Source organism: Vibrio natriegens NBRC 15636 = ATCC 14048 = DSM 759 (assembly GCF_035621455.1).
Lineage (GTDB): Bacteria > Pseudomonadota > Gammaproteobacteria > Enterobacterales > Vibrionaceae > Vibrio > Vibrio natriegens.
Genome location: NZ_CP141823.1, coordinates 622,044 through 635,803 on the forward strand (window position 1 = coordinate 622,044; position 13,760 = coordinate 635,803).

A 13,760-nucleotide genomic window follows, 5' to 3' on the forward strand; every position below is an offset into this window, starting at 1 on the left:
CCAAGTCTATATACCCAAATAACTTGAACTTAAACATTAAAATTCAGTTTGCAACGCAAACCAACCTTTCTAATAAGTCATTTCAGTATAAATCTTTGGCAAAAGGCCAAAAACAATCCCCTATAATAACTAATGTGATTCATATCTGAATCATTTCGCCTAGTGCTTTACTCATATAAATAGGTTTATATAAAAAGCGATTGGCGAATAAAAGAGAATTAAATGAAAATAAATATATCCGCTCAATCAATAAACCACACTAAATATGACGACATTATTCCTAGCCGAGATTTTATTCTTAGCTTGTTCGACAAAGTCAAAAGCTATTTAAGCCATGAACAGATCTCTCACTCTGCGGGCTTGGATGAAAAACCACAAAAAGACGCCTTGAAAAAGCGCTTACGTGCAATGGAGCGAGACGGGCAGTTGATTTTTACTCATCGTAGAGGTTACAAAAAAGTCGATCAGGCTTTTTTAGTTACAGGGAAAATAAGTACTCACGCTGACGGCTTTGGCTTTGTTACATACGACAGCAATGAAAAAGACCTTTTCTTACCTAAACATCAACTGACTCATGTTTTCGATGGCGATATCGTGCTGGTTCTGAAAGGCAATGCTCAACAGCAAGGTCGTTCAAACCACCGCTTGATTGAGATCGTTGAACGTAAAACAACTCATATTGTTGGCTTGTTAAAGAAAAAAGGCTCTAACTTCTATTTAGTGCCAGAAAGCACAAAACTAACTCAAACCATCCATGTCACCCCAAATGAACTCATCGCCAAAAATGTCGGTAAACTCGTTCATTGTAAAGTCACTGCATACCCGGATCACAGACAATCAACCACGGTTGAAGTCGCAGAAGTTTTGGGTCGTGCGGGAGAGGCTGGAATCGAAGTAAAATTGGCATTGCGTCGCCATGGCATCAATGACAAATGGGATAAGGAAGTACTCCATGCAGCTTCCGTATTTGGCTCTCAAGTCGACGAAAAAGACAAAACATCTCGCGTGGATTACCGAGATTTACCTTTCGTCACTATCGACGGTGATGATGCCAAAGACTTTGATGATGCGGTTTATGGGTATCAAATGGACAATGGTCAATGGAAGCTGTTCGTCGCAATCGCTGACGTATCTCATTATGTCCAACCAAACGACCACTTAGACCTTGAAGCACAGTCGCGTGCAACATCCGTTTACTTCCCTGGGTGTGTCGTGCCAATGCTACCAGAGTCATTATCTAACGGTTTGTGTTCACTAAATCCTAATGAAGATAGATTAGTGATGGTATGTGAGATGACCTTTGATAACGAAGGGAACATGCTAGATTCGGAGTTTTCTGAAGGGATCATTCACTCACATGCCAGGCTGACGTACAACGAAGCTAACCGCATTGTTATGCAGTCTCCCGCGAGAACAAAATACCAAAGCAACAATCCCAAAAATAATATCTCTCAGCATTTGGTGAATCTTCATCGCTTGTATCTGAACTTATCTGGTCAGCGTAAAATCCGTGGAGCCATTGATTTTGACACTCAAGAGCTCGCTTTTACGTTAAATAACAAAAAGAAGATTGCTTCAATCGTTCCAGTTGTTCGAAATGACGCCCACCGAATGATCGAAGAGTTTATGCTCTGCGCTAACGTTGCTACAGCACAGTTTTTAGAGCGACATAAAATATCGAGCCTATATCGAGTGCACTCCGGCCCTCAAATGAAAAAGCTATCTTCATTGAGAATGTTACTTGCAGACAGAGGGCTAACGTTAGCAGGCGGTGATAAGCCAACCTCTCACGATTACAACTCGTTATTGGAACAAGTTCGAGAATTGGATGAGTGCGACATAATACGCACCTTACTCTTGCGCTCTCAAAGCCAAGCTGAATATTCGCCAAAAAACATGGGCCACTTTGGTTTAGCTTATGACGCTTACGCGCACTTTACCTCGCCAATTCGTCGTTACCCTGACTTACTCGTTCACCGCGCTATTCGAGCCAAACTAAGAGAACAAAGTAATGGCAAGCTACGTAGTCTGTTATTGAAGTTCAACCCTATACGCAAACTAGCCGGCATAGAGAATAACTACCCTTACGATACGAAAACGATTGAGCAGCTCAGCGTGCATTGTTCACATCAATCTCGCCAAGCTGATGAAGTAAGTCGTGAGGTTGAGTCGGCGCTAAAATGTCATTATATGAAACCATTCATTGGACAAAGCTTCATGGGGACCGTTTCTGGTGTTACACACTTCGGTGTTTTTGTGGAGTTAGAGGAAAACCGAATTGAAGGCCTCATACCATTATCAAGTTTCCAAAACGGGGAGTTTGAATTTGATGCGATCAAACAAAAAATTGCCAGCCCAACCACTACCTTCACGTTAGGTGCTCAAGTCAAAGTGACCGTGAAAGAAATCGATTCTAAACAAAGAAAAATTATATTTAACTTCGCGGACTCTAGTGAATCGTCACTAAAACAGTAGACTCTTTGCCGTACAAGAACCACCGTTTTCATAGCTGACGACATCGCGCAAATGCGGTGACACTCGGTAAACACTTCCTTCTCACGACCTTCCATAACTTCGTTCGCACGGGTGTGCTCTTTGTTCGAGTGTTCTACGACATAATCAGGGTACATATAGTATTTCAGGTACGTGTTTGGAATATACACGCATTGTTTCCAAGCCAGAAACGATGTCTTACAAACATTACCTCAAACGCGGTAAATAACCGACCAGCCTCTTCAGTGAAATGCAACGATCCCAGCATTTTCGTTAAAAACGGCTCTAATATTGGGGTTACCCTCCCTATTTCAGACAACATCAAAGACTAAAGACGCCATACAAGAGAGGCGTCTTTGGTCAAGATGAAGTAGAAGAATGAAACCAATTAAAGCAAAGCATAGATTGCTGTTACATCCCGTAGCGAAATGCCTTTCCCAGAGCGACCATATCACGATGAACTGGAGCCAATGCCCGCGCATAACTAGCGAGTAACGTCATTGTATACTGATTACGCTGATGCATCGCTTGGTCGGTACATTGGTGGTCAGTCGTGATCAATTCCTCTACATTGCGAAAGATTAAATGATCCGGTAGAAAGCACGCGTGGTTGTTCTTGTTTCCCGTCATGCGCAGTTCACTGATCGGATACACGCCATTTACACTAGCTGACACGCTGACTAAAAGTACTGGCTTGTGTGCCAATTCTTCATCGGTAGACAACAGCAAAAAGTTCTTGAGCGCTGGCGTCGCCATTCCATGCCACTCTGGGGTAATAAGAATCACAGCATCTGAGTGTTTAAGTGTCTCGGAAATGGGTGTCCATTGCTGCCACTCTTCAGTTTGTTGCCAAACACCTTCGTTCCAAAATGGAAGGTTAAGTTGATGCAAATCCAAAATGTCCGCGGTATCGAAATGCTCTAAAGAAAGTGACTTTAAATAGCGCGCGACTGACAGACTTTGCGAGTTTGCGCGTTGGCTACCAGATACAATGGTAATCTTCATATTAGTTCCTTTTTAAAGCTTGGAGAAAGTAAGTCATTAGGTTTATTAGATGACGCAGCCACGCGAGGAGCCGCCAGAACGATAGCCATTAGGACAAACATCGCCCCTAACAGCTGAAGCCAAGTAAGGGTTTGATCGAGCACGAGATAGCCCAACACACATGCAGATACGCTGCTGAGAAAACCGAGAAAAGAAACCGTAATCGGTGGCAGCTTCTCGATTCCTCGAAACCATAGGGAGTAGCCTAAAATCGCGCCAATCACACTCAGATACAGATACCCAATGTAATTTGGCAAGCTTAAGGATTCAGGTAGCCCTTCAACACATAAAGCCACTGGCAGCAACATGAATCCACCAAAAAGCAGTTGCCAGCCCGTAAAGCCCAATAAGGTCATGCCTTGGGGTCTTTGCCACTTTTTCGTTAATACAACACCTGTCGCCATACTTAATGTGCCGACAGAAGCCACCGCCACCCCCGTCAAATTGATCTGTACAGCACTGTTGATGACTAATAAAACAATGCCCAATATTCCGACCGCACTCGCCAACATTTGACGCGATGATAGCTCTGATTCAAGCCACTTCCAGCTAAGTAGGATCACAACCATAGGCTGGATAGACATCACTATCGCCGCCATCCCCCCTGGTAAATAAGTAGCAGCGAAGAATAGACAGTAGAAAAACAAACCGATATTTAAAAAACCAAGTACCGCAAGACGCAACAGCCATTTGCGATCAGGTAACGTCTTGCTAATTAAGACTAAAAACAGACCTGCCGGCAAAGCTCGAATCGTCGATGCAAGCAATGGGCTTTCCGGTGGCAATAACTCCGTTGTCACAATATAAGTACTTCCCCACACGATCGGTGCTATTGCAGTCAAACCGATTGTCTTAATCTGATGTAATCCTTGCATACTGACGCCTCCAACATTCTTTATAAAAAGTATCTTTTGTAAAAGATACTTTTTATAAAGTAATAGATGTTTACTTTACGATCAAGTATCTTTTTGGAAAGATATTTACACAGGAGATAAAAATGTCATTGGATAGTGTCGATTCCATTCTGGCTCAATGGAAAAGCGTCAGACCAGATCTGGACTGCTCTTCTATGGGGGTTATTGGACGTTTGCGCCGAACCAGTAATGCTTGGAAAAGTAAGATGGATAAGGTGTTCAAAGAACATGGCTTAAGCAGCATCGAGTTCGACATCTTAGCAACGATGCGTCGCAGCGATCCTTCTGGTATCACACCCACAGAGTTATATAAGACACTCATGCTTTCTTCAGGTGCTGTCAGTACACGATTGGAGCAGTTGGTAAAAGAAGGGTTGGTAGAGCGTATTTCTAGTGAACAAGACCGACGAAGCTGCAAAGTCACCTTGACCTCAAAAGGTGTTGAGCTGGTTGATACTGCATTAAACGCGCATGTTGAAAACATGGATAACATGCTGAATGCATTAACAAAAAAAGAGCAAGATCAGCTAGCCGGCTTACTGCGTAAAGTATTGATTTGTGAAGAAAACGAAAAATGATAGCGAAGTAAAAAACGCTTCGATTGAGAATCAATAAATCATTTTATAGTGACAATTTGGGCTGAATAAAGTCTATAAATGCCGAGATTCGCTTAGAAACAGAAGACGACTTGTAATAAACAGCATTAACTTGCTCTCGTCCAATATCAGGAAATCGTTCAGACTCTAAAAGTGACACGAGTCGTCCTTCTTCAATATCTTTTTTCACCATAAAACCCGATAAACACGCGATACCATTACCCGCTAAGACCAGTTGCCGAACCGTTTCACCATTGCTTGAGGTAAAAGTTGGTTTTAACACGTCAAACCCTTTTAGTGGCCAGTTGTTTAGCGTCTTTGGGGTGGAAAAGCCAATAGTATCGTGTTGGGCTAAGTCAGCAGTGAGCTTTGGAATCCCGCGACGAGAAATATAGTCTGGAGAAGCAACAATATAGAGCGAACTCTTTCCCAACGGACGGGCATGTAATGTCGAATCAGTTAGTTTGCCGATACGAATAGCAAGATCAGTTCTTTTCTCGATCAGATCAACAAAACCTTCGTTTGATGTGAGCTCCAGATGGATATCGGGATAGGATTCCTTAAATGCCTGTGCAAGCGGGACCAGCTGGTGAAACACGAATGGGCTAGCTGCATCGACGCGTAAATTACCACTAGGCAATTCTCCACGTGATATGATCTCTTCCTCAGCCTTTTGGAGTTGAGCCAATCCGCCTCGAACTAAATCCACAAACTGCCGACCTTCATCGGTGAGTTCTACACGACGAGTGGTACGATTTAATATCGATACTCCGAGTTGCCTTTCTACCTTGCTTACTGCACGAGATACCCTGGCTAATTGGATATCTAAAACTTCTGCCGCTGCCGAAAAGCCACCACTATCAACAACCGCTAATAAAATTTCCAAGTCATCAGAACGTGTCAGCATCACCTTCCCCACACTAGTAAAACACCAAGTAAATTATTGCATATATAACAAATATAATTTGCTTTAAACAATGTTTTTAACAACAAACCATTTACGCATAATCCTGCTCTCTAAACAACAAGATATGACTCAACGAGTAGGGAGATAAATATGCCTTTAGCACTTCTTGCATTGACGCTCAGCGCCTTTGCTATTGGAACGACCGAATTTGTCATTGTTGGGCTTATCCCAACGATGGCCTCAGACTTACAAGTGTCACTGCCCTCTGCAGGACTCTTAGTGAGTTTATATGCCCTTGGTGTTGCCGTTGGCGCACCAGTGTTAACCGCTTTAACAGGTAAGTGGAATAGAAAACATGTTTTGCTCGCCGTCATGTCACTATTTGTCGCAGGCAATGTAATGGCATGGCAAGCGCCGGGTTATAACACTCTTATTTTAGCTCGCATCCTTACAGGGCTCGCTCATGGCGTATTCTTCTCAATCGGTTCTACGATTGCTACAGGGCTGGTTTCAAAAGAAAAAGCAGCGAGTGCTATCGCGATCATGTTTACAGGCTTAACAGTCGCGCTGGTAACAGGGGTGCCGCTAGGTACTTACATCGGACAATCTTTGGGTTGGCAGGCGACCTTCTTGATCGTCGCTGTACTAGGTTTGGTTGCGTTAATTGGAAGCGCCCTTTTAGTACCAAGTAACCTCAAACAACCACCTGCAACTAAGCTAACTTCACAACTAAAAGTATTGACACAGCCTCGCTTGCTACTGGTCTATGCAATTACTGCTTTAGGCTATGGTGGCACATTTACCGCCTTTACGTTTTTAGCCCCGATTCTTGAACAAGTATCCGGCTTTGGTTCTAGTGCGATTGGCTTAATTATGCTGGTGTACGGTGTTTCTGTCGCGGTGGGTAACATCTGGGGTGGAAAAATGGCGGATAAAATGGGGCCAATTAAAGCACTCAAAGTCATTTTTTTCGGGCTTGCAACTGTTCTAATCGTGTTTAATTTCAGTGCGGTCAACCCTATCGCGGCCGTTGCCACAATTTTAGTTTGGGGAGCATTTGCGTTCGGTAATGTCCCTGGTTTGCAGGTCTATGTGGTGCAGTTGGCAGAAAAATACACACCTGACGCTGTCGATGTCGCTTCAGGTCTGAACATTGCGGCGTTTAACGTCGGTATCGCTCTAGGCTCTTGGGGAGGTGGTTTGGTCGTTTCGAACGCTGGCCTAATGCACACGCCATGGATAGGTGCAGTTATCGTGGGCATCGCTTTGGCTCTCACTTGCCTGAGCGGGAGAATCGACAATCAGGAAAAAGAGAAGCCTGATTTCGCGAGTTTAACGTCGAATGTGTAGTGACAACGCAGATACTCTGAAATAGTTTTACGTTACACGAGCAACTGAGCCACACCGACTTTTAGGATTTATTTTCTTAGAGTACTTAGCCTCATGGTCATACCATGAGGCTAAAAATGCATGCGATACAAATAGCTACATTACGTTGCCAGTCATTTTTTATTTGCACGTAAGTCGAGAGGATCAACCACTCCCGCTACAATCGCCATACCGACTAATTCGGGTAAGTTGTTGGCTTCAAGACGTTTCATAATTCGAGAACGGTATAAATCGACCGTTTTGATGCTAATTTCCAGCTGTTCGGCTATCTCTCGGCTTGTATAGCCTTGAATTAAAGGCAAAAAAATATCCTGCTCGCGAGGGGTAAGCGAAGCAAGCTTTTCCTCTATCAATTGCTGGGCATTACTTCTGATCACACTCGGCTCGCTTTGAAGTGAATCCTGAACACTGTCTAGTAATAACTGATCGTTGTAAGGTTTTTCGATGAAATCGACCGCACCGGATTTAAATGCACGCACAACAATAGGTACATCCGCGTGACCACTAACAAAAATGACGGGCAGTTTAATGCCTCGACGACGCATTTCTTCCTGTATGTGCAGCCCCCCCATCCCGGGCATGCGGATATCCAGTAAAACGCACGCATTGGCCTCGGGATCACATGATGACAAGAAATCTTGTCCGGAAGAAAACGGCACCGCTTTTAGCCCTACCGATTCAAACAACCAAACCGTTGAATCGAGCATTCCCTGATCATCATCAACCACATATACAATCTGTTCACTCTGCATGTCATACTCCTAACAAGCGTTGCTGCGGGGACCACTGATCTCCCCTGATCTATCTTTATTGCTACGCAGTGGCAATGAGCAACAAAACGTTAATCCTCTGCGATCAGAAGGCTCAACATCAAGACTGCCGCCAAAACCTTCCACGATTGTTCGACTCATCGATAACCCAAGCCCAAGTCCATCCGGTTTGCTGGTATAAAACGGTGTAAAAAGCTTGTCACTTTCGTCCGGCTTGAGCCCTGGCCCCTGATCCTTAACACGAATAAGCAACCATTGCGCATTAGTGCTCACGTTAATATCTACCATTGAGTCTTGATTAGGATGCACACTCCAGTTGGCATCAATGGCATTTCGCAGCAGATTAATCAGTACCTGCTCCAACAAAACAGCATCGCCATATACAAGCGATCGTTTCTCATGTTCTGCATTGCAATAATTGATGGTGACTTTATATCGACTGGCTTCACTCGCACAAAGCCCCACTGCTTCCCACACCACCATATCGATGTCTAACGGTTGAATATTTCGCGGGCTCTTGCGCAAAAAATTTCGTAGACGATTAATGACGGCTGATGCATGGCTAGCCTGACCACAAATCAATTGCAGCCCTTCTGCAACGCGCGCAGCATTTTGAGGAGTTTGAGGAAGGGTTTCTAAATAACGCTGGCTGGCGCTCGCATAGTTGATCACGGCAGCCAGAGGCTGATTCAGCTCATGAGCAATACCGGATGCCAATTCACCCATCGTAACTAGGCGAGCAGTATGCGCTAACTCATCCTGATGACGCCTCTGTTCTGCCTCTCGTAACTCTCGCTCAGTCATGTCCCGTGCAACCAGCGAGGCGTAATACTGCCCTCCTGCACCTTTGTGAGCGAGTAATACTAACGATGCGACAAAACCTGTTTTGTACTTCAGCGGAGTTAATTTCACTTCTGTGGTCCACGCTCCCTGTCGTATGGCCTCCTCCCAACCTTCCTCTCGAAGCCTGTCAAAATCCTGAGGGCTCAGGAAATCAGCCAGATTCGGCAGTTCACCTTCTTCGCATATCCCCAACGCGGTGCGAGCAGAAGGGTTCATCTTGGTCAATTGCCAGTGCGAATCCGTAAACAGTACCAAGTCCGTGTTGGCTCTGACGACTTCCGCCAGTCGTCTATTTTCCTCTTCTGCCCTTACTCTGGCAGTGATATCCCTCGATATGCCGACAATTTCCACCACATCGCCGGTATACGTTTCCCGAATGCCACGAAACGCAGTTTCGAACCACAAGTAGTGTCCATCACGATGGCGAATACGATAAGTTAAAGTCAGGTAGCCATCTCGCTCCAAGGGTTCAACCATTTGCAAAAGGAGCAAATCTCGGTCGCTAGGGTGGACCATCTCTCTAACTTGCATGCCACGTAACTCTTCAGGCCAATATCCCAGTAGAGTCCAAGAGGCAGCCGAAGCATCCAAAAAACCACCATCGGGACGATGACGAGAGATCAAGTCAGTCGTGTTTTCTGTGATCAGGCGATAAAGCCTAGAGGCGGTTTCTGCCTCTCTTTTATTCAGGATTTCTTGCGTTGCGTCTCGACAGCGAACGATCACAGACCCCATTGAAGGCTCAGGGAAAAACTGCCACAGAAAGTAGCGTTCATCTAATTTAGATTCCACTTCTGCTATGACTCTTTCCTGCTTCAAACAAGAGGCAATTAATTGAACGTAGTTAACTGGCAACAGATCTTGTAGAGACAGATCATCTCGACAAGACAGGAGGTTCTGCATGGAAATATTGATCGCCTTGGGCTTGGCTTGCTTATCAAAACGTACCGTGGGTAACGGATCACTTTGCAGTAAGCCTTCAGGTGGTTGCGCAGAGATATTTGCCAGCAGTGTTTTTAGTAAGGTTCCCATGGCGGTCAGAGATGAGACATGACTAGGCTGCTCTGTTGAGATAACCAGTATCCCTTCCCCTTCAGATGTTCGCCCCTTTGGCATCAGAGAAATCATCCCGCCATGAGCTAACCCCGCACGACGTAAACGTCCTGCCAGCCAAGAGTCCCCAGGGCGAATATTCGGCAAGGGAATACAAATCTGGCTTTGCAATTGTTCGCGTATTCCATCATCACTGGCATTCAGCGGATTACCGTGTCCAGACGGAAGTGCAGGGCCATCTTCATCATTGGTATAAACCTGCTCAGAGGGTTGCCAAGGGAGCCAAAAGACCTGTTGAACACCCGGCCAAGTTGAGACATAACGACGCAAAGCGGAAGCCTGCTCCGGGGCTGAACCCTGACTCAATAAACTTAGCCATAAATTGAGGTAAAGCTGTGCACGTTCGCTTTCCATGCCGTCTTCCAAAGATATGGTTATCAAAACATTCTTCCCTTACGCCTTCCACTCTGACACCCAGCATAGAGGAATATAGGATAAATACTATAAGACTATAGGCTATTACTATAACTCATACGGGTATGCTATAAATTAGCACATGTTAATAAAACATTAAATTTAAAGAACACGCTTGTTAACAAAAAGTATCTGATAACGGAATCACCAATAGCTAAAAAAAGGATCTTAAATGTCAATCTATGATAACGATCTTACGCATTGCGCAGTGAATCACATTGCTCTCACTCCACTGAGTTTTTTGGAGCGCACTGCAACCGTCTACCCTGAGTACCCTGCTGTCATTCATGGCAGTATTCGTCGCAACTGGTCAGAAACCTATCAACGCTGCCGTCAACTTGCTTCGGCTTTATCCGGCCGTGGTATTGGTGAAGGTGATACCGTATCAGTGATGCTGCCGAATATACCAGCAATGCTAGAAGCGCATTTCGGTGTCCCTATGATAGGGGCGGTTCTCAACACTCTGAACGTTCGACTTGATGCCGAAACCATCGCTTTCATGCTGAAACATAGCGAAGCCAAAGTACTCGTCTGTGACCGCGAATTTCATGCTGTGATTACGGAAGCACTGACTTTAATTGATAATCCGCCACTGATTATTGACGTCAACGATCCAGAATACGGCGGAGAAGAAGCGACCAGCGATCTCGATTATGAAGCCTTTCTGGCTGAAGGCGATCCTAACTATGATTGGCAATGGCCAGAAGACGAATGGCAGGCGATTTCTCTCAACTACACATCAGGCACGACCGGTAACCCGAAAGGCGTGGTTTACCATCATCGTGGGGCTTACCTGAATTCACTCGGCAACCAAATGACCTGGTCAATGGGCCATCACCCTGTCTACCTCTGGACCCTGCCAATGTTCCACTGTAACGGCTGGTGTTACCCATGGACCATTACGGCTTTGGCTGGGGTACATGTGTTCCTTCGCCGAGTTGACCCGCAAAAAGTCCTCACTCTGATCCGAGAGCATAAAGTTAGCCACTTATGTGGGGCTCCAATTGTTCTAAACGCTCTGGTTAACATGCCCGAAGAAGCCAAAGCAGCAATCGATCACCCGGTTAACGCGATGGTTGCTGGCGCAGCGCCACCAGCAAAAGTGATTGGCGATGTGGAAAAAATGGGCATCAACATTACCCATGTCTATGGATTAACCGAAGTCTACGGTCCAGTCACTGTCTGCGCATGGCACGAAAGCTGGGATGAGTTCAGCCTTGAAGAACGTGCGACGCTAAAATCACGTCAGGGTGTCCGTTATCCAACCCTTGAAGGAGTAATGGTAGCCGACACGCAAACGCTCAAACCAGTCGCCAAAGACGGTAAAACGATCGGTGAGGTTTTCATGCGAGGTAACACCGTAATGAAAGGCTACCTGAAAAATCCAAGCGCTACGGCAGAAGCCTTTGAGGGTGGTTGGTTCCACACCGGCGACTTAGGTGTATGCCACCCTAACGGCTACATAGAGATCAAAGACCGCCTTAAAGACATTATCATCTCAGGTGGAGAAAACATTTCTACCATTGAGCTGGAAGACGTTCTCTACAAACATCCCGATATTCTTGAAGTTTCCGTCGTCGCCAAACCAGATGAGCGCTGGGGCGAGTCGCCATGCGCATTTATCACTCTTAAGCAAAACAGATTCACGAGTGAAAATGAAATTCTCGACTACTGCCGTGAGCACTTAGCTGGCTTTAAAATTCCAAAGACCATTGTCTTCACCAACTTACCCAAAACGTCCACAGGGAAAGTGCAAAAGTACATTCTTCGCGACTGGGCAAAAGAAATCTAAGTAAATAATAAATCTAAATAAATAAGTAAAAGATCGGGAGGCATTGCTTCCCCATCTTTTACTGCAACACAGCAAAGTAATACTCCCCCGATAACGTCAACAAGGAAGACGCCATGCAAGTTTATAAACGACAGCAGGGAACCGAACAACCATACTGGCCACTGGGGCCTTTTAAAATTCGACTGCCTTTCATTCACTACCGCTGGGAATTTGCGGAAATGCTGCAAGCGTTAATTATGTTTGTAGTGAGCTTAGCGATGATCCCCCTTTTAGAGAAATATCTCGGACTACCTTATGACATCGCTCTGGCCTACGTAGTGGTATGCGGAATTGGCTTTATGATTCCAGCGATGTTAGGTGTGCCGTTTGTGCCAGGCTGGATCACTCCGGGTATTCCGGTGGTTTTACTCTTTCTTGGCGACTTCAAGCCGGGGCCAGAAGCGATACAAGCGCTGTTCGCTCTTCAACTACTGGTATTTATCATCTTCTTAGTCCTGGGCGTGACTCGTTTGGGCTCCGCGATGGTTAAATTGGTACCGAACTCGCTCAAAGCAGGGATCATCATCGGTGCCGGGATCGCGGCAATAATGGGCGAGATCTCCAGCGGCGGACGCCTGGCTGCCACTCCAATCTCTCTGAGCATTGGTAGTTTGGTCTGCTTGTATTTGATGTTCTCAGTTTCTTTCAAAGGATTGATTGATAGAGTGCCACTGGCGAAAAAAATCGTTAATTACGGTATGGTTCCTGGCATGCTTATCGCCATTTCAGTGGGCATTTTGGTCGGTGAATACCCAATGCCTGATATCCAATGGGGAATTACTCAACCAGACTTTGTCGGAATGTGGCATTACTTACCATTCAATATTGGTTTCCCCGATTTAGATGTATTCCTGATGGCCATTCCAACCGCAGTCATTGCTTACATTATTGCCTTCGGGGACATCATTGTGGGTCAATCATTAATGCAACGAGCGGATGAACTACGTACCGATGAAGTCATTGAAAACAATATCGACCGTGTTCATTTAGTCACCGCGATTCGTAACGCCTTACACGCTTTCTTCGCACCATACCCAGGCCTAGCCGGACCATTATGGACCGCAGTTGCTGCAACAATGGCAGAGCGTTACAAGCATGGGCGCGAAGCAATGGACTCTATCTACAGCGGCGCGGGTACATTCTGGATCACCGGTTTTATTGCTCTTTTCGCGCTTCCACTGGTTAGTTTCTTCCAACCTGTGCTGCCGATAGCGCTGTCGTTAACTCTGCTATTAACGGGTTACATCTGCCTGATGGTAGGACTAGAGCAGCTAAACAATAACACTGAGCGTGGTATTGCCGGGATGATGGGCGTGGTTCTTGCTGTCTATGGCGCAAGCTGGGGGCTAGTAACTGGGGTTGTACTTTATGTTCTGATCGAGCGTACTCACATACTGCGTTTTCAGGTCAATAAGAAAGACAGCGAAACCGTCAGCGATAGCTGAT

11 protein-coding genes are annotated in these 13,760 nt (G+C 45.5%); 5 read left to right on the forward strand and 6 right to left on the reverse strand.

What is annotated here, in order from left to right; genetic code table 11:
* Nucleotides 1-222: 222 nt before the first annotated feature.
* Nucleotides 223-2,475, forward strand: a complete 2,253-nt coding sequence (gene rnr, locus VER99_RS17310) for a ribonuclease R (protein ID WP_020334072.1) — start codon at nt 223-225, stop codon at nt 2,473-2,475.
* Here rnr and VER99_RS23045 read toward each other — a convergent pair.
* The 3 genes from VER99_RS23045 to VER99_RS17325 form a co-directional block, all read right to left on the reverse strand.
* Nucleotides 2,382-2,630, reverse strand: coding sequence for a hypothetical protein (locus VER99_RS23045; RefSeq protein ID WP_418380434.1), 249 nt, complete (start codon nt 2,628-2,630; stop codon nt 2,382-2,384). The two genes, rnr and VER99_RS23045, sit on opposite strands and share 94 nt — an antisense overlap.
* A gap of 274 nt (nt 2,631-2,904) precedes the next feature.
* Nucleotides 2,905-3,498 (reverse strand): NADPH-dependent FMN reductase, encoded by a 594-nt coding sequence (locus tag VER99_RS17320; RefSeq protein ID WP_020334071.1) that lies wholly within the window; start codon nt 3,496-3,498, stop codon nt 2,905-2,907.
* Nucleotides 3,495-4,412 carry a DMT family transporter gene (locus tag VER99_RS17325; RefSeq protein WP_024373009.1) on the reverse strand — a complete coding sequence of 306 codons (918 nt, stop codon included), beginning with the start codon at nt 4,410-4,412 and terminating at the stop codon, nt 3,495-3,497. The genes VER99_RS17320 and VER99_RS17325 overlap by 4 nt, the downstream gene beginning before the upstream one ends.
* Before the next feature lie 122 nt (nt 4,413-4,534).
* Between VER99_RS17325 and VER99_RS17330 the strand changes: the two genes are divergently transcribed.
* Complete coding sequence (locus VER99_RS17330) at nt 4,535-5,029, forward strand: MarR family winged helix-turn-helix transcriptional regulator (protein WP_014233664.1); 495 nt, start codon at nt 4,535-4,537, stop codon at nt 5,027-5,029.
* 43 nt (nt 5,030-5,072) lie between these two features.
* Here the strand turns inward: VER99_RS17330 and VER99_RS17335 are convergent, their stop codons facing one another.
* On the reverse strand, nt 5,073-5,954 hold the full coding sequence (locus VER99_RS17335) for a LysR family transcriptional regulator (protein WP_020334446.1): 882 nt from the start codon (nt 5,952-5,954) through the stop codon (nt 5,073-5,075).
* 150 nt (nt 5,955-6,104) lie between these two features.
* On the opposite strand from VER99_RS17335, the gene VER99_RS17340 reads away from it, so the two are divergent.
* Entirely contained in the window at nt 6,105-7,304 is a 1,200-nt protein-coding gene (locus tag VER99_RS17340; protein WP_020334445.1) for an MFS transporter, read from the forward strand.
* 152 nt (nt 7,305-7,456) lie between these two features.
* On the opposite strand, the gene VER99_RS17345 is transcribed toward VER99_RS17340, so the two are convergent.
* Together VER99_RS17345 and VER99_RS17350 are read right to left on the reverse strand one after the other, a co-directional pair.
* Nucleotides 7,457-8,095 carry a response regulator transcription factor gene (locus tag VER99_RS17345; RefSeq protein ID WP_020334444.1) on the reverse strand — a complete coding sequence of 213 codons (639 nt, stop codon included), beginning with the start codon at nt 8,093-8,095 and terminating at the stop codon, nt 7,457-7,459.
* Nucleotides 8,096-8,104: 9 nt separating this feature from the next.
* On the reverse strand, nt 8,105-10,450 hold the full coding sequence (locus VER99_RS17350; protein ID WP_236614657.1) for a PAS domain-containing sensor histidine kinase: 2,346 nt from the start codon (nt 10,448-10,450) through the stop codon (nt 8,105-8,107).
* A gap of 205 nt (nt 10,451-10,655) precedes the next feature.
* On the opposite strand from VER99_RS17350, the gene VER99_RS17355 reads away from it, so the two are divergent.
* Both VER99_RS17355 and VER99_RS17360 read left to right on the forward strand, forming a co-directional pair.
* A complete protein-coding gene (locus VER99_RS17355; RefSeq protein ID WP_020334442.1) occupies nt 10,656-12,275 on the forward strand; it encodes an acyl-CoA synthetase in 1,620 nt (539 codons plus the stop codon).
* A gap of 113 nt (nt 12,276-12,388) precedes the next feature.
* Nucleotides 12,389-13,759, forward strand: a complete 1,371-nt coding sequence (locus VER99_RS17360) for a hypothetical protein (RefSeq protein WP_020334441.1) — start codon at nt 12,389-12,391, stop codon at nt 13,757-13,759.
* Nucleotide 13,760: the final 1 nt, after the last annotated feature.

What these genes read in the sequence shown, in the direction of transcription:
- VER99_RS17360 (WP_020334441.1), top strand. Translation starts at nt 12,389, where the DNA reads ATGCAAGTTTATAAACGACAGCAGGGAACCGAACAACCATACTGGCCA.
- VER99_RS17330 (WP_014233664.1), top strand. Translation starts at nt 4,535, where the DNA reads ATGTCATTGGATAGTGTCGATTCCATTCTGGCTCAATGGAAAAGCGTC.
- VER99_RS17335 (WP_020334446.1), bottom strand. Translation starts at nt 5,954, where the DNA reads ATGCTGACACGTTCTGATGACTTGGAAATTTTATTAGCGGTTGTTGAT.
- VER99_RS17320 (WP_020334071.1), bottom strand. Translation starts at nt 3,498, where the DNA reads ATGAAGATTACCATTGTATCTGGTAGCCAACGCGCAAACTCGCAAAGT.
- VER99_RS17325 (WP_024373009.1), bottom strand. Translation starts at nt 4,412, where the DNA reads ATGCAAGGATTACATCAGATTAAGACAATCGGTTTGACTGCAATAGCA.
- VER99_RS17340 (WP_020334445.1), top strand. Translation starts at nt 6,105, where the DNA reads ATGCCTTTAGCACTTCTTGCATTGACGCTCAGCGCCTTTGCTATTGGA.
- VER99_RS23045 (WP_418380434.1), bottom strand. Translation starts at nt 2,630, where the DNA reads ATGTACCCTGATTATGTCGTAGAACACTCGAACAAAGAGCACACCCGT.
- rnr (WP_020334072.1), top strand. Translation starts at nt 223, where the DNA reads ATGAAAATAAATATATCCGCTCAATCAATAAACCACACTAAATATGAC.
- VER99_RS17355 (WP_020334442.1), top strand. Translation starts at nt 10,656, where the DNA reads ATGTCAATCTATGATAACGATCTTACGCATTGCGCAGTGAATCACATT.
- VER99_RS17345 (WP_020334444.1), bottom strand. Translation starts at nt 8,095, where the DNA reads ATGCAGAGTGAACAGATTGTATATGTGGTTGATGATGATCAGGGAATG.